This window comes from Nonomuraea sp. NPDC059194 (assembly GCF_042754765.1).
Classification (GTDB): domain Bacteria; phylum Actinomycetota; class Actinomycetes; order Streptosporangiales; family Streptosporangiaceae; genus Nonomuraea.
On the sequence record NZ_JBHZBH010000019.1, the window covers coordinates 12,671 to 27,062 of the forward strand.

A 14,392-nucleotide genomic window follows, 5' to 3' on the forward strand; every position below is an offset into this window, starting at 1 on the left:
GGGAGTGGGGAATGATGCGAGCATGTCGATCCTGCGAAACTTCCTGGAATGCGTGCGCACCGGCGGCATCGAGATCGTCGACCTGACCGCGCCCCTTTCCGACCGGACGCCGATCCTCCAGCTGCCCGAGCCGTTCGGGAACACCATCCCCTTCCGCCTGGAGGAGATCAGCCGCTACGACGACCGCGGCCCCGCCTGGTACTGGAACGACATCCACACCGGCGAGCACACCGGCACTCACTTCGACGCGCCCGTCCACTGGGTGACCAACCGCGACGGTCAGGACGTCTCGCAGGTCCCCGTGCAGCGCCTGCTCGCGCCCGCCGCCGTCCTCGACTTCGCCGCCGAGGCGTCCAAGGATCCCGACTTCCTGCTGCAGGTGGAGCACGTCCAGGAGTGGGAGCGGGTCAACGGGCCGCTGCCCGAGGGCGGCTGGCTCCTCTACCGCACCGGCTGGGACGCCAGGGCGGACAGCGCCGCCGACTTCCTCAACGAGGGCCACTCGCCCGGCATCTCGGTGGAGTGCGCGCGCTGGCTGGCGCGCGAGGCGCCGATCCTCGGCGTCGGCGTCGAGACCGTCGGCACGGACGCGGGCGCCGCCCACTCCTTCGACCCCGCCTTCCCGTGTCACTCGTTCCTGCTCGGGGCGGGCAAGTACGGCCTGACCCAGCTGCGCAACCTCGACCGGCTCCCGCCCACGGGCAGCGTCGTCATCGCGCCCCCGCTGCCGATCGTCGGCGGCTCCGGCAGTCCCGTGCGCGTGCTGGCGCTGGTCGAACGGTGATCGTCGCCACGCTCGTCGGCCGGGTGCTCGCCGAGCTCGGCGTCGAGACGGTCTTCGGCGTGGTCGGCAGCGGCAACTTCCACGTCACCAACGCCCTCGTGGCCCACGGCGCGCGCTTCGTCGCCGCCCGCCACGAGGGCGGCGCGGCGACCATGGCCGACGCCTACGCCCGCATGAGCGGCGGGGTCGGCGTCCTGACCGTGCACCAGGGTCCCGGGCTGACCAACGCGATGACCGGCATCGCCGAGGCGGCCAAGAGCCGCACGCCGATGGTCGTGCTGGCGGGCGAGGCGACACAGCCCCGCTCCAACTTCCACATCGACCAGGACGCGATGGCGCTCGCCGTCGGCGCGACGCCGCTGCGGGTCCGCTCGGCTCAGACCGCCGTCGAGGACACCGTCGAAGCCTTCCGTACGGCGCGCGCCGGCCGTACCGTGCTGCTCAACCTGCCCTTGGACGTGCAGAACGAGTTCGGCCGGTGGGGTGAGGTGTGGGAGCTGGTCGTGCAGAGCGCGCGCACCGCCGCCTCGGTCAGGATCGAACAGCCCGCCTCCGAGCACGACACGGCGCGGCTGGCCGAGCTGCTGGCGGGCGCGCGGCGGCCGGTGTTCGTGGCGGGCCGCGGAGCCAGGCACGCCCGCCGCGAGCTCGAGGCCCTCGCCGACCGGGTGGGCGCGCTGCTGGCCACGTCGGCGGTCGCCAAGGGGCTGTTCAGGGGCAGCCCGTGGGACCTCGACATCAGTGGCGGCTTCTCCTCGCCGCTGGCCGCCGAGCTGATCGCCGACGCGGACGTGCTGGTCGGCTGGGGATGCGCCCTCAACATGTGGACGACCAGGCACGGCAAGCTGATCGGAGCCCGTACCAAGGTCGTCCAGGTGGACCTCGACCGCGACAGCATCGGCGCGCACCGGAGCGTCGAGCTGGGAGTCGTGGGCGATGTCGCGTGGGTGGCCAGGGCGGTGGAGGCGGCGCTCGACGACCTGCCCTCCGGGGTCGGCCGCCGCACGCCCGAGCTGGCCGTGCGGATCGCGGGTGAGGCGCGGTGGCGGAGCGTGCCGTACAAGGACGAGAGCGGAGAAGGCAGGATCGACCCGAGGACGCTCACGATCGAGTTGGACGACCTGCTGCCCGCCGACCGCGTCGTCGCCACCGACTCCGGGAACTTCATGGGATATCCGGCGATGTTCCTCGACGTCCCGGATGAGCGGGGGTTCTGCTTCACCCAGGCCTTCCAGTCGGTCGGCCTCGGCCTGGCCAGCGCGATCGGCGCGGCGCTGGCACTGCCCGGCAGGCTCGCCGTGGCCGCGCTGGGCGACGGCGGGGCGCTGATGGGGATCGCCGAGCTGGAGACCGTGGTACGGCTCGCGCTGCCGATGGTGATCGTGGTCTACGACGATGAGGCGTACGGGGCCGAAGTGCACCACTTCGGGCCTTCGGGACATCCGCTCGACACCGTCACCTTTCCCGCCGTCGACTTGGCCGAGATCGCCAGAGGGTACGGCTGCGCGGCGGTGACCGTGCGGGAGCGGGGCGACCTGGCGGCGGTGACCTCGTGGTTGGACGGGCCGAGAGACCGGCCGCTGTTCGTCCACGCCAAGGTCAGCGGCAGGCGCGGGTCGTGGTGGCTCGAGGAGGCGTTCAGGGGGCACTGACGTGCTCGTCGCGTGGGTGGTCAGAGCTTGCGGTAGGTCCTGGCTTCCTCGGCCGCGGCCAGCACCTGGGCGAGCTCCGCGCCCGTCGCGGCGCGGACGGCCGCGGCGATCGCACCCTCCACGAACGGCACGTCGGCCAGCACCACCCGGCCCGGCTCCTCCAGGAGCTTGGCGGTCAGCACGGAGCTGCCGAGGTCGGGCACGAGGAGCACGCCCGCGCCGCCGTCCGCCTCGGCCACGGCCTGCTCGATCAGGTCCAGGCTGGTGCCGAGCTCCCCGTCGGCCGTGCCGCCCGCCGCGGCCACGACGGCCTCGGGTCCGGCGATCTGCCTGGCCAGCGCCGCCGCCTCGGCCGCCAGGGCGGCGCTGTGCGACACCAGGACGATCCCCACCACGCCGGTCATGGGTGGAGGGCGGAGACGAGGAGGGCGGCCGAGGCGGCGCCGGGGTCCTCGTGGCCGACGCTGCGCGGGCCGAGGTAGCTCGCTCTCCCCTTGCGGGCCTGCAGCGGGATCGTCGCCTTCGCCCCCTCGGCCGCCGCCACCGCCGCCCGTTCGAGCGCCTCGTCAGGCTTGACGCCCTCCTGGACGGCCGCCGACAGCGCTCGCGACGCGGGCGCCAGAGCGTCGACCATCGTCTTGTCGCCCTCCGACGCCTTGCCGAGCCGTTTCACCGCCTCGATCGCCGCGGACAGGCCGGTGGCCAGGTCGTCGAGCGATACCTCCCCCGCGTCGCCGAACGACTTGCCGAGCTGGCGGAACAGCGTGCCGTACAGGGGTCCGGAGGCGCCGCCGACCCTGCGGACGAGCGTGGTGCCCACCAACGTGAGGAGCTGACCGGGCGTGTCCTGCGGGGTCTGCTCCATCGCCTGCCGTACCGAGGTGAAGCCGCGGTCGAGGTTCGTGCCGTGATCGGCGTCGCCGATGGCGGCGTCGAGCCTGGTCAGCAGGTCGCGGTTGATCGACAGGACGCGGACGCTCTCCTGGATCCACGCGGTGAAGAACACGACGTCCATCAGCGCCCCCAGCGCAGCGCGGGCGTCTGCACGGGCGCGTCCCACAGCCGGGTGAGCTCGGCGTCGAGCCTGCACACGGTGACCGAGAAGCCCTGCATGTCGAGACTCGTGACGTAGTCGCCGACCAGCGAGCGGGCCACGCGCGCCCCTTTCGCCCTGATGTAGCGCTCGATCTCGGCGAAGGCGATGTAGAGCTCGATCAGCGGGGTGCCGCCCATGCCGTTCACCAGGACGAGCAGGTCGCCCGCCAGCGGCAGGTCGCCGTGGATGGTGTCCATGGCGAGCGCGGCCAGCTCGCGCGCCGGGGCCATGGGCACGCGGGAGCGCCCGGGCTCGCCGTGGATGCCGATGCCCAGCTCGACCTCCGTCTCGGGCAGGTCGAACGTGGGCTTGCCGGCGGCGGGCACGGTGCAGGAGGTGAGCGCGATGCCGAACGACCTGCTGCGCGCCACCACCTCTCCCGCGATCCTGGTCGTCTCGGACAGCGGGGCGCCGCTCTCCGCCAGCGCCCCCGCGATCTTCTCGACGAACAGCGTGGCGCCGGTGCCCCTGCGTCCGGCCGTGTAGAGGGAGTTCTGGACGGCCACGTCGTCGTCGACCACGACGCTGGAGACCGCCAGGCCCTCCTCGGCGCACAGCTCGGCGGCCATCTCGAAGTTCATGACGTCGCCGGTGTAGTTCTTGATGACGTGGAGCACGCCCGCCCCGCCGTCGACGCGCCTGGTCGCCTCGATGACCTGGTCGGGCACCGGAGAGGTGAAGATCTCGCCGGGGCAGGCGGCGTCGAGCATGCCGTACCCGACGAAGCCCGCGTGCAGCGGCTCATGGCCCGAGCCGCCGCCGGAGACCAGCGCCACCTTGCCCGCGCGCGGCGCGTCGGCCCGCCAGACCACGCGCCCCTCCACGTCGACCCGCAGCGCGGGGTGGGCCGCCGCCAGCCCCGCCAGCGCGTCGGCGACCACGGACTCGGCACTGTTGATGAGCTTCTTCACGCATCCTCCTGCCCGTACCACGCTGACCCCTCTTCCGGTTTACGCCTGGATCCGGGCCGAAGCGATATCTTCACCGCAATCCTGACGTGGAGTTCGGAGGGCTGTCCAGGACGAGCGGCCGCCGGTCCCGAGGGCACGTAGTCCTACCTGAGTGCGTTACCTTCTGCACATGGCTGAGATCGTGTACCCGCCGGTGATCGCCACCGCGCGGACCCTCTTCCGGATCATGGACTACCGCTTCCATATGGAGGGGACCGAGCACATTCCGCGCACCGGCGGCGCCGTGCTGGTCAGCAACCACATCAGCTATCTCGACTTCATCTTCGCCGGCCTGGCCGCGCTGCCGTCCAAGCGGCTGGTGCGCTTCATGGCCAAGGACGACGTCTTCAAGCACCGCATCTCAGGACCGCTCATGCGCGGGATGCACCACATCCCCGTCGACCGCGGCGCGGGCGCCGGCTCCTACGCCACCGCGTTGCGCATGCTGAAGGCGGGCGAGATCGTCGGTGTGTTCGCCGAGGCGACGATCAGCCGCTCCTTCACCGTCAAGGACATCAAGAACGGCGCCATCCGCATGGCGCAGGCCACCAAGGTGCCGCTGATCCCGGTGGCGCTGTGGGGCAGCCAGCGGGTGTGGACCAAGGGCAGGCCCAAGCAGCTCACCCAGCGCCACGTGCCGCTCACGATCCTGGTGGGCGAGCCGATGTACCCCAAGCGCGGCGACGACATGGGCGAGCTCACCACGGGGCTGCACACCCGGATGTCGGAGCTGCTCGACAGGGCGCAGCGGACCTATCCGGAGATCCCGGCGGGCGTGTGGTGGCAGCCGGCCCATCTGGGCGGCACCGCTCCCACGCCGGAGGAGGCGGCGGCCATGGACGCGGCCGAGGCCGAACGCCGGGGCAAGGACCAAGACTGACGATCTTCTGGGAGGCTGGCTGCCAGCCGTACCAGAAGGGGTCGAATGTTTGGGATCGTCCGGCCTTGCCGTCATGTGCTGTGCGGTGGGCTGTTCAAGCAGTGGATGGCGCACCTGTGCGGGCTGTGCCTGGCCCTGCGCGACGAGCACGGCCACGTCTCCAGGCTGGTGACGAACTACGACGGGCTGCTGGTCTCCGTCCTGACCGAGGCGCAGACCCTCGCCGCCGCCCCGCGCAGGCGCGCGGGGGCGTGCGCGCTGCGCGGGTTCAAGGGCGCGGACGTCGTCGAGGCCCAGGGGGTACGGCTGGCGGCGTCGGTCTCGCTGGTCCTGGCGGCGGGCAAGCTGCGTGACCACGTCGCCGACGGCGACGGCGCCTACCGCGGGCGGATGGTCGCCGCGGCCGCCGAGCGGGTCGCCGGCCGATGGTCGAGGGCGGGCTCCCGTACGGCCGGCGCGCTCGGCTTCGACCCCGGCCCGCTCACGCTGGCGGTGCGGGAGCAGACCCGGCTGGAACGCACGCCGGGCCTGAGGCTGCTGGAGCTGACGGCGCCGACCGAGGCCGCCGTGGCCGCCGCGTTCGCGCACACGGCGGTGCTGGCGGGCAAACCCCGCAACCGTCAGGCGCTGGAGGAGGCGGGCCGCCTGTTCGGCCGCCTGGCCCACCTGCTCGACGCGGTGGAGGACCTGCCCCGCGACCGTGACGCCGGCGCCTACAACCCGCTCACGGCCACCGCCACGGACCTGGCGACCGCCAGGCGCCACTGCGACGACGCGCTGTTAGGCATCAGGCTCGCCGTGGACGAGCTCGACCTGGAGCGGCGCGGCCTGGTGCGGGCGCTGCTGGTCAAGGAGCTCGGCCACTCGGTCACCCGCGCCTTCGCCGCGGCCGGGACCGAAGCTGCGGCCTGGACTAAAGCTGCGGCCGGGACCGAAGCCGCCGCCGAGGTCGAGCCGGACAGCCCGGAACGCACCAGACAGCGTCCGCCCGACCCCGGCGGGCTGCTGTCGCTGGCCTGCACGACGCTGACCTGCTGCACCTGCGGCCTGTACCGGCCCGAATGGGACGAGGAGCACGAGCAGAGCTGTTGCTCGCGCCTCGACGGCAGCGGCTGCGACGCCTGCGGCAACTGCAGCAACTGCGACTGCTCGTGCTGCGGCGACGGCTGCTGCTGCGATGGCTGTGGCTGCGACTGCTGACCGTAGGTAGGGGGAACGCTCAGATGGCTTCCTGGTAGCTGCCGGGGGCGCGGACGCCGGCCAGCATGCCCGCCGCGCGCTCGGGCGAGGGCCGGTGCGCCGGGTCGTGGTGGAGCAGGCCCTCGATGAGCGGGCGCAGCATCCCCGCCCTGCGCGGCCGGGGGAAGCCGCCCTGGCGCAGCAGGTCGAGCACGGTGGCGGCGTCCTTGCCGGGGTACGGCGGGCGCCCCTCGACCGCGCTGTAGAGGGTCGCGCCGAACGACCACATGTCGCCCTCCTTGGTGGCCATGCCGCCCGACAGGCGTTCGGGCGCCATGAAGGCGGGAGTGCCGCGCAGGCCGCCCGAGCGGGAGGAGTTGAGGTCGGCCTCGGCGGTGGCGATGCCGAAGTCGGTCAGGACGACCCTGTCGCCGGTCAGCATGACGTTGGCGGGCTTGACGTCACGGTGCAGGACGCCCGACTTGTGCGCGTGGCGCAGCGCCCCCAGCAGGTGCCGGCCGAGGCCCGCGACGGAGGTGTCGGGCAGGGTGCCGACCTGGGACAGCAGGTCGTGCAGGGACAGGCCCTCCAGGTACTCCATGACGATCCAGAGCCGCCCCTGCTCCTCGACGAGGTCGTGGACGGTGACGATGCTCGGATGGGTCAGCCGCGCCGCCAGCCTGGCCTCGCGCAGCACGCGCCTGCGCACCGCCTCGGCCTCGCCGACCAACGTCAGCTCCTTCAGCGCCACCTCACGGTGCAGAAGCTGGTCGAACGCGCGCCATACCACGCCCATCCCACCACGGCCTGCCTGCTCGCCAAGCCGGTATCGCCCGCCGATCTCCCGCATGTCATCCCCTCGTCGCTAGGGGTAATGATGTCAAATGATCGCGAAGGATATGTCGCCTCGCCTCATCTGGATATGTGCGTATCCATGGGGATGCAGGTCAGACGGGTAAGAACGTCGAGTCCGAGTCCCAGATCACTTTTCCCGCCGGATCGAGCAGGACGGCGTTGCCGTCGTCGCGCAGCACCAGTTCGGTGCCCGGCACGCCTGCCGTACCGGATCGGAAGGAGATCAGGTGGCGCCTGCGGTCACGGGCCGCGCGGTAGACGACGAGCGTGCCCTCGGGCTGCAGGAGGCAGACGCTGCCGCGCTGCGGGGAGGACATGCGGGCGCGGGCGCGGGCCCTGCCGTCGGAGAAGAGGGTCAGCACACCCCTGTCGGTGACCTCGAGAGAGTGGCGGCCGTCGGGGGAGCGGATCGGGAAGCCCTGCTCGATGGACTCGAAGCTCCTGATCCTGTTGTAGGAGGCCTGCCTGATCTCGGTGCCGGTGCACGGCGACCAGACGGGCCTGCCGTCAGGGCCGTAGATCACGAGGTTGCCGTCGTCGTGCAGGACGAGGCTGGAGCCCTCGGGGTGCCGGAAGGCGGGCTCGGGCCAGACGGCGCCCGCGGCGTTCCTGATGCCGAGCGAACGCCTGCGGTCCATGGTGAGCCTGCCGCCGGGCACCCAGTGGTCGGTGGCCCACAGCGGCGTGCCGTTCCTGTCGCTCGGCAGCGTGCCCTGGTCGTAGAGGACGAGGTTGCCGTCGCTCTGATACTCCAGCTTGAACTCCCGCCTGCCCTGCGCGGTCCTGCGGGACAGGATCCGGTCGCCGGGGTTCATCGACTCGCCTGAGGGAAGTACGCGCGTGCGCTCGGCCATACCACTCAGACAGCCACAGGCTCGGCCCTGTGGGCAAGGGCCCGGGCGGCGAGCGGCATGGCCATGAGGGAGAGGGCGACCGCGCCGACGAAGACGACCGGCAGCCCGGCGACGGCGCCGACGAGGCCGCCGAGCGCCGCGCCGAGCGGGTTGCCGCCCATCCCGATGAGCCGGTAGGCGGAGTTGACCCTGCCGAGCAGTTCCTCGGGGATGATCCGCTGGCGGAAGGAGACGACCAGGACGTTGCCCGCCGCGGCGGTGGCGCCGAGCAGGAGGCCGGTGACGTAGACGGAGGGGATGGTGGGGACGAGCACGGGCAGCAGGAGGACGAGGCCGTCGACCGTCCAGAGGGTGACCATGGTCCTGCCCTCGCCGAAGCGGCGGGCCAGCCGGTCGGCCAGCAGCGAGCCAGTGATGGCGCCGGCCGCCAGGACCGCCATGACCACGCCGTACTGGCTCGCGGTCATGCCGATCGCCGAGCCTTCGCCGACCGCCCACAGGACGAAGACCGACAGGTAGGCGGAGCTGCAGGTGTTCATCACTCCCGCCGTCACGGCCAGGTCGCGGACCGTGCGGTTGCCCATCAGGTAGCGCAGGCCCGTGGCGATGTCCTGGCGCAGGGGTGCGGTGGAGACGGTCGCAGGCCGGTAGGCGCCGCGCATGCCGAGCAGGCACAGGGCCGCGGCGGCGTACAGCAGCGCGGGCGCGCCGAACAGGGCGGCCGGGGCGAGGGCGACCAGGAATCCGGCCACCGGCGCGCCGACGAAGTTGTTGCCGATCGTCTCCGCCGCGACGAGGCGGCCGTTGGCCCTGCCGAGCGACTGCTTGGCGACGGCCATCGGCAGCACCGTCTGCGCCGAGGTGTCGTTGAAGACCTCGCACGCCCCCGCCACCAGCAGCAGGGCCAGCAGGAGCGGCATGCTCATCGCGTCCATGGCCACCGCGGCGGCCATGCCGGCCAGGGCGAGGGCGCGGACGAGAGCGGTGATCACCATGATCCTGCGCCGGTCGCCCCTGTCGGCCAGGGCGCCCGCGTGCAGCGCCAGCAGCAGCCACGGCAGCGTGGTGGCGACGCCTGCCAGGGACACCAGGGCGGGGTCGCGGGTCAAGGTGATCGCCAGCAGCGGGGCGCCGGTCAGCAGCACGCCGTCGGCCAGGTTCGCCGAGGTGGTGGAGGCGAGCAGGTATCTGAAGGAGCGTCCCACGGGCTATCCTTTGTGCATAGTAAGTTGTGCATAGATTTCTTTGCAAAGATAAGGCTGCACACTGTGGAACGCAAGACCGTCAAGGAGCTGGACGCCCAAGCGCTGAAGGCGTTCACGCATCCGGTCAGGATGCGGCTGTACGAACTGCTCGAGGAGCACGGCGCGGCGACCGCCACCATGCTGGCCGAACGCATCGAGGAGAACACCGGCGTGACCAGCTACCACCTGCGGCAGCTGGCCAAGCACGGGCTCATCGTGGAGGTGCCGGAGAAGGCCAGGGGCAAGGAACGGTGGTGGCGCGCGGCCGGATTCAGCAGCGACACCCACAAGTTCCGCATGGACCCCGAGACGGCCGCGGCGGCCGAGGTGCTCCTGGCCGGTCTGATGCGGCAGCGGCACGCCGAGCTGGCCCGCTGGGCCGAAGAGGGGATGAACGCGCCTCGCGAGTGGGTCGTGGCGGCCACCCACACCAGGCGCCACCTGCGGCTGAGCAGGGAACGGCTGGCCGAGCTCGGCAGGCGGGTGAGCGAGCTGCTCGACTCCTACGAGAGCGACGACGACGGGGTGCGCGTCATCGTCCACTTCGACGCTTTCCCGAGCGGGCCGCTGGACTGACGGTTAGAACCCGACCGGGCCCCTGCCTGAACATCGCCCAGGTAGGCGTCGAGGTCAGGCACGTCGGCCGCCAGCATGTGACGGGCGAACGCGCCGCGCTCGTGCTCCAGCGGCGCCAGCTCCCACACGCAGCCGATCCACGGCCGCTCCAGCGTCATGAAGTTCGTCCGGGTCCTCGTCGGGGCACCCGATCGCGGGCTGCCCGGCGCACGCCGTGTGGATCTCGATCACGTTGTCCCACACCCACGTGTGGACCAGCAGGTAGGCGCCGCTGTCGCCGCCCCTGTGCAGCCACCCCGCGGGCGAGTCGTCCGCGGAGCGTAGGCGTAGGCGGCCTTCTCCACCTCCGGCTCGATCTCGTGCCCCTCGCGGTCGACGTGGTAGCGCTTGTACGGCCTGCCGCCGAGCGTGATCGGGGCGAGCGAACGCAGGTTCTTCTCGATGAAAGCCCTGACCCGGACCCTACGGAGCGCATCCACTGACACCTATTGTCAGTGGATGCGCGCCTCTCGCCTCCTGTCGGTCCTCCTCCTGCTCCAGACGCGCGGCCGGATGACCGCGCAGCAGCTCGCCGACGAGCTCGACGTCAGCGTCCGCACCGTCTACCGCGACATCGAGGCGCTGCACGCCTCCGGCGTCCCCCTGTACGGCGAGGCGGGTCACGAGGGCGGCTACCGGCTCGTCGACGGCTACCGCACGCGGCTGACCGGCCTGACGGAGAAGGAGGCCCAGGCGCTGTTCCTGGCGGGACTGCCGGGACCGGCGGCCGAGCTCGGCCTCGGCGCCCTGGCCGCGGCGGCCGAGCTCAAGATCGAGGCGGCGCTCCCTCCCGACCTGCGTGAGGGTTCGAGGCGCGTGCGGGAGCACTTCCATCTGGACGCGCCGAGCTGGTACCACGACGGGGACCGGGTTCCGCACCTGCCCGCCCTGGCCGACGCGGTGTGGAACAAGCGGGTCATCGCCGTCCGCTACCGGCGCTGGCGGGAGCCGTACGAGGTGGAGCGCACGCTGGAGCCGTACGGACTGGTGCTGAAGGCCGGCAAGTGGTACCTCGTCGCGCGCAGCGGCGACGACCTGCGCACCTACCGGGCCAACCAGATCCTCGACCTGGAGGTGACCGAGCGGGTCTTCGACCGGCCTGAGGGGTTCGACCTGGCCGCGCACTGGAGTGAGCACCTGAAGGACTTCCGCGCCCGGCTCGTCCAGGGCTACGCCGTCGTCCGGCTGTCGCCCGCGGGTGTGGAGCGCGCCGGCGAGGTGATGAGCGCGGCGGTCGTCGAGGCGGTCGCCGGCGGTGTGGAGGGCGAGGACGGCTGGGTCACCGCCACGGTCCCGATCGAGTCGCTGACCCACGCGCAGACGGAGTTCCTGAAGCTGGGCGCGGAGGTGGAGGTGCTGGAGCCCGCCGCCCTCAGGGACAAACTGGTCGCGACCGCAGGCCGCCTCGCCGCCCTCTACCTGTCCTGAGCCCCCTGCAAAGCCGTTCTCATCCCCGCCACCCCCGTCACCGCGTCATCCCCGTCACCGCGTCATCCCCGTCATCCGGGAGGACCCGGAGGGCGGGGCCTCGAGGTCCGCGACTCAGGTGTCGAGGTCGAGGGTGAAGCCGTTCTCCGCCAGCTCGGTCAGGAACGGGACGGGCTCCACCACCTGCTCGATATGCCCCACCCCCGGCGCCATCGTGGGCAGGCGGGCCACGAGCATGGCGGCGGTGAGGCCGGTGGCGCGGCTCTGCCTGCGTCCGCTGAAGGAGGCCCGCGCCCCGCCCGCGCGGACGGTCACCGCGAACCCGTCGCCGCCGACGTGGACCTTGGTCAGCGCGGTCAGGAGCACGTCGCGCACCTGGGGACGGCTGAGCAGGCGGGCGACGGCGGGCAGTCTCGCCGCGGCCAGCAGCGCGGTGGTGAGGCGGGAGTCCAGGCACAGCCCGGTCTGCGCGGAGTCGAGGCCGAGGGTCGCGGGCAGGGTGTACTGGTCGGAGAACGGGAAGCGATGGACGGCGCGCCTGCCGTACGGCGCGGGGAACGGCATCGGCCATGATCCGGAGAGTGCGCCGAGGCCGTCCAGCGTCCAGGAGACGGCCGCGGGACCGTGCTGCTCTCCCGCGCCGAGCAGCACCCCGACGCGGACGTCCCGCGCGCCCGAACGCTCGACGCAGTGGCGGGCCAGCAGGTTGGTGACGCCGGGGACCAGGCCGACGCTGAGCACGGCCGTGGCGGCGTTCTTCCTGGCCAGGTCGTCGAGCTCCTCGATCCCGGCGAGCACGTGGTGGCTGGCCGACACGTCCAGGTAGTGGACACCCCGCTCCAGGCAGGCACGGGCCACGCGGGCGTTGTCGAGCTCGGCGCACATGAGCACGGCGTCGACGCCGTCCAGCGCGCGGGCCAGGTCGGCGGGGTCGGCGGCGTCCACGCGCATGAGGCCGGTCCCGCTGACGGGTCTGGCCTTGCGGGGATCGCGGCCCGCCACGATCACCTTCGCGTCCGGCAGGTGGCTGACGAGCGCGGTTGCGGCCTCGCGTCCGACAGCGCCGTATCCGCCGAGGACCAGGATCGTGTTCATGGCGTCCTTTCTGTAGTGCCACTATGAGAATATTTCTGTAGTGGCACTACAGTCAACGCGCGGTGTGCTCGACGATCGCCTGGATGACCGTGTCCCATACCTGGTACGGCGGCATCTGGTGGCCGACGCCGGGCAGCGGGACGAGCGAGGCGCCGGGGATCTCGCGGGCCAGGGCCTCGGCGTGGCCGTACGGGAAGAGCGGGTCGGCGGTGCCGTGCAGGACCAGGGTCGGTGCGGTGATCTCGCCGAGACGGGCGCGGATCGGCTCGCCGCCCTCGATCATCCAGTGGTTCGACGCGGCGGCCGGAACCGGGCTGCGGTCGAACGCGCGCCCGGCGGTGCGGCGCACCCGGTCCTCGTCGACCGGGATCGTGCCGGAGAAGGCGTGCTCGCCGGCGAGGAAGTACGCGATGACCGCGTCTCGGTCGGTCCAGTCCGGTCCAGGGGACGGCTCCGCGAACATCGTGGCCAAAGCCTCGCTCATCGGCGGCAGATCGGGATTGTCCGGACCGCCGGGGCCGCCGGGGCTGGTGGAGATCAGGGTGAGTGACAGGATCCGGTCAGGGTGTGCGACGCCGAGCCGCTGGGCGAGGCCGCCGCCCATGGAGATGCCCACGATGTGCGCGGCGGCCAGGCCGTGCGCGTCGAGCACGCCGAGCGCGTCGGCGAGCAGGTCGTCCTGCGTGTACGGCGGCGCGCCCACCGGGAACGTCGTGGAGCGGCCGGTGTCGCGGGTGTCGTAGCGGATCACGTACCGGCCGGAGGCGGCGAGGCGGTCGGTGAAGTCGTCCTCCCACCAGTCCATGGTCCCCTCCGCGCCCGAGATGAGCAGGATCGCGGGGGCGGCCGGGTCGCCGAAGGTCTGGACGGCCAGGTCGACGTCGTTGGCGCGCACCGTCTTCTCCGGTGCGGCCTGCTGCTGGCTGTCGTGCATGGTCTCTCCTCGGTCGGCGTCTTCTCCGAGCCTACTTCGAAAGTCGAAGCAGATGCTACTATTTTCGTAGTTAGAAGTAAGGAGGTGGCCGTGGCTGAGGAGAAGACCGGGCGGCGGACGTACGGGCAGGCCTGCCCCATCGCCCACGCGCTCGACATGATCGGTGAGCGCTGGGCCCTGCTGGTGGTGCGCGAACTGCGCCTCGGGCCACGCCGCTACGCCGACCTGCAGGCAGCACTGCCCGGGATCGGCCCCAGCGTGCTCGCGCAGCGGCTGCGCGATCTCGAGGCGGTCGGCGTCCTGCACAGGCGTACGCTGCCGCCGCCCGCGGCCAGCAAGACCTACGAACTCACCGAATGGGGCGCCGAACTGGAGCCGGTGTTCGCGGCGCTGCGGACCTGGGGGATGCGGTCCCCGGTCGTGCCGCTGACCGGAGGGATCAGCGCCGACACGGTCCTGCTCGGCCTGCGGGCCTTCTTCGTGCCGCGGCCGGACGCGCCGTGGACCGCGACGTACCGGATCGCCCTCGAACGCGACGTCTACCGCGTCGAGGTCGTCGACGGCGAACTGGTCACCGTGGCGCGCGAGCAGGTTTCCGGCCCGGCGGACGCGTTCCTCGAGAGCGACCACATCACACTGCAGGCCGTACTGGCGCACGAACGCTCGCTGGCCGCGGCGATCGGCGACGGCACACTCACGGTGACCGGCGATCTCGAGGTGGTCAGGAGACTGGTCGGCGCGGTCCCGCCGCGCTGACGGCCGCGGCGTCCTGCGGGAGGGTCCGGCGGCGGCGCTGGCTGAGGGTGCCTTCCCCGACACCCCAGCC

At 72.2% G+C, this 14,392-nt stretch carries 16 protein-coding genes; 7 read left to right on the forward strand and 9 right to left on the reverse strand.

The features are described from left to right. Positions 1–22: 22 nt before the first annotated feature. Positions 23–784, forward strand: coding sequence for a cyclase family protein (locus ACFXJ8_RS22885; protein ID WP_379645959.1), 762 nt, complete (start codon positions 23–25; stop codon positions 782–784). Continuing rightward, entirely contained in the window at positions 781–2,436 is a 1,656-nt protein-coding gene (locus ACFXJ8_RS22890) for a thiamine pyrophosphate-binding protein (protein ID WP_379645960.1), read from the forward strand. The genes ACFXJ8_RS22885 and ACFXJ8_RS22890 overlap by 4 nt, the downstream gene beginning before the upstream one ends. Positions 2,437–2,456: 20 nt before the next feature. On the opposite strand, the gene dhaM is transcribed toward ACFXJ8_RS22890, so the two are convergent. The 3 genes from dhaM to dhaK are packed head-to-tail and all read right to left on the reverse strand — an operon-like array spanning position 2,457 to position 4,443. Next, positions 2,457–2,840 (reverse strand): dihydroxyacetone kinase phosphoryl donor subunit DhaM, encoded by a 384-nt coding sequence (dhaM, locus tag ACFXJ8_RS22895; protein ID WP_379645961.1) that lies wholly within the window; start codon positions 2,838–2,840, stop codon positions 2,457–2,459. Then, positions 2,837–3,451 carry a dihydroxyacetone kinase subunit DhaL gene (gene dhaL, locus ACFXJ8_RS22900; protein ID WP_379645962.1) on the reverse strand — a complete coding sequence of 205 codons (615 nt, stop codon included), beginning with the start codon at positions 3,449–3,451 and terminating at the stop codon, positions 2,837–2,839. The genes dhaM and dhaL overlap by 4 nt, the downstream gene beginning before the upstream one ends. Further along, entirely contained in the window at positions 3,451–4,443 is a 993-nt protein-coding gene (dhaK, locus tag ACFXJ8_RS22905) for a dihydroxyacetone kinase subunit DhaK (protein ID WP_379645963.1), read from the reverse strand. The genes dhaL and dhaK overlap by 1 nt, the downstream gene beginning before the upstream one ends. A 169-nt stretch (positions 4,444–4,612) precedes the next feature. On the opposite strand from dhaK, the gene ACFXJ8_RS22910 reads away from it, so the two are divergent. Together ACFXJ8_RS22910 and ACFXJ8_RS22915 are read left to right on the forward strand one after the other, a co-directional pair. Next, positions 4,613–5,362 carry a lysophospholipid acyltransferase family protein gene (locus ACFXJ8_RS22910; RefSeq protein ID WP_379645964.1) on the forward strand — a complete coding sequence of 250 codons (750 nt, stop codon included), beginning with the start codon at positions 4,613–4,615 and terminating at the stop codon, positions 5,360–5,362. A 45-nt stretch (positions 5,363–5,407) separates the two neighbouring features. Beyond that, positions 5,408–6,562, forward strand: a complete 1,155-nt coding sequence (locus ACFXJ8_RS22915; RefSeq protein WP_379645965.1) for a DUF5685 family protein — start codon at positions 5,408–5,410, stop codon at positions 6,560–6,562. A 19-nt stretch (positions 6,563–6,581) separates the two neighbouring features. Here ACFXJ8_RS22915 and ACFXJ8_RS22920 read toward each other — a convergent pair whose 3' ends face one another. From ACFXJ8_RS22920 to ACFXJ8_RS22930, 3 genes are all read right to left on the reverse strand, one after another. Continuing rightward, a complete protein-coding gene (locus ACFXJ8_RS22920; RefSeq protein WP_379645966.1) occupies positions 6,582–7,391 on the reverse strand; it encodes a serine/threonine-protein kinase in 810 nt (269 codons plus the stop codon). Positions 7,392–7,488: 97 nt separating this feature from the next. Beyond that, positions 7,489–8,250, reverse strand: coding sequence for a hypothetical protein (locus ACFXJ8_RS22925; protein WP_379645967.1), 762 nt, complete (start codon positions 8,248–8,250; stop codon positions 7,489–7,491). A gap of 5 nt (positions 8,251–8,255) precedes the next feature. Continuing rightward, positions 8,256–9,455, reverse strand: a complete 1,200-nt coding sequence (locus ACFXJ8_RS22930; protein WP_379645968.1) for an MFS transporter — start codon at positions 9,453–9,455, stop codon at positions 8,256–8,258. 63 nt (positions 9,456–9,518) lie between these two features. Here ACFXJ8_RS22930 and ACFXJ8_RS22935 point away from each other — a divergent pair, with 63 nt between their 5' ends. After that, positions 9,519–10,070 carry a helix-turn-helix domain-containing protein gene (locus tag ACFXJ8_RS22935; RefSeq protein ID WP_379645969.1) on the forward strand — a complete coding sequence of 184 codons (552 nt, stop codon included), beginning with the start codon at positions 9,519–9,521 and terminating at the stop codon, positions 10,068–10,070. Between the two features lie 227 nt (positions 10,071–10,297). Here the strand turns inward: ACFXJ8_RS22935 and ACFXJ8_RS22940 are convergent, their stop codons facing one another. Further along, positions 10,298–10,549: a hypothetical protein gene (locus ACFXJ8_RS22940; protein WP_379645970.1), complete on the reverse strand. Its 252-nt coding sequence runs from the start codon at positions 10,547–10,549 to the stop codon at positions 10,298–10,300. Positions 10,550–10,568: 19 nt separating this feature from the next. On the opposite strand from ACFXJ8_RS22940, the gene ACFXJ8_RS22945 reads away from it, so the two are divergent. Then, complete coding sequence (locus tag ACFXJ8_RS22945) at positions 10,569–11,537, forward strand: helix-turn-helix transcriptional regulator (RefSeq protein ID WP_379645971.1); 969 nt, start codon at positions 10,569–10,571, stop codon at positions 11,535–11,537. A 114-nt stretch (positions 11,538–11,651) separates the two neighbouring features. Here the strand turns inward: ACFXJ8_RS22945 and ACFXJ8_RS22950 are convergent, their stop codons facing one another. Then, positions 11,652–12,632 carry a saccharopine dehydrogenase family protein gene (locus ACFXJ8_RS22950; RefSeq protein ID WP_379645972.1) on the reverse strand — a complete coding sequence of 327 codons (981 nt, stop codon included), beginning with the start codon at positions 12,630–12,632 and terminating at the stop codon, positions 11,652–11,654. Between the two features lie 52 nt (positions 12,633–12,684). Further along, a complete protein-coding gene (locus ACFXJ8_RS22955) occupies positions 12,685–13,566 on the reverse strand; it encodes an alpha/beta fold hydrolase (RefSeq protein ID WP_379645973.1) in 882 nt (293 codons plus the stop codon). A 90-nt stretch (positions 13,567–13,656) separates the two neighbouring features. Here ACFXJ8_RS22955 and ACFXJ8_RS22960 point away from each other — a divergent pair, with 90 nt between their 5' ends. Continuing rightward, positions 13,657–14,322: a winged helix-turn-helix transcriptional regulator gene (locus ACFXJ8_RS22960; RefSeq protein WP_379645974.1), complete on the forward strand. Its 666-nt coding sequence runs from the start codon at positions 13,657–13,659 to the stop codon at positions 14,320–14,322. Positions 14,323–14,392: the final 70 nt, after the last annotated feature.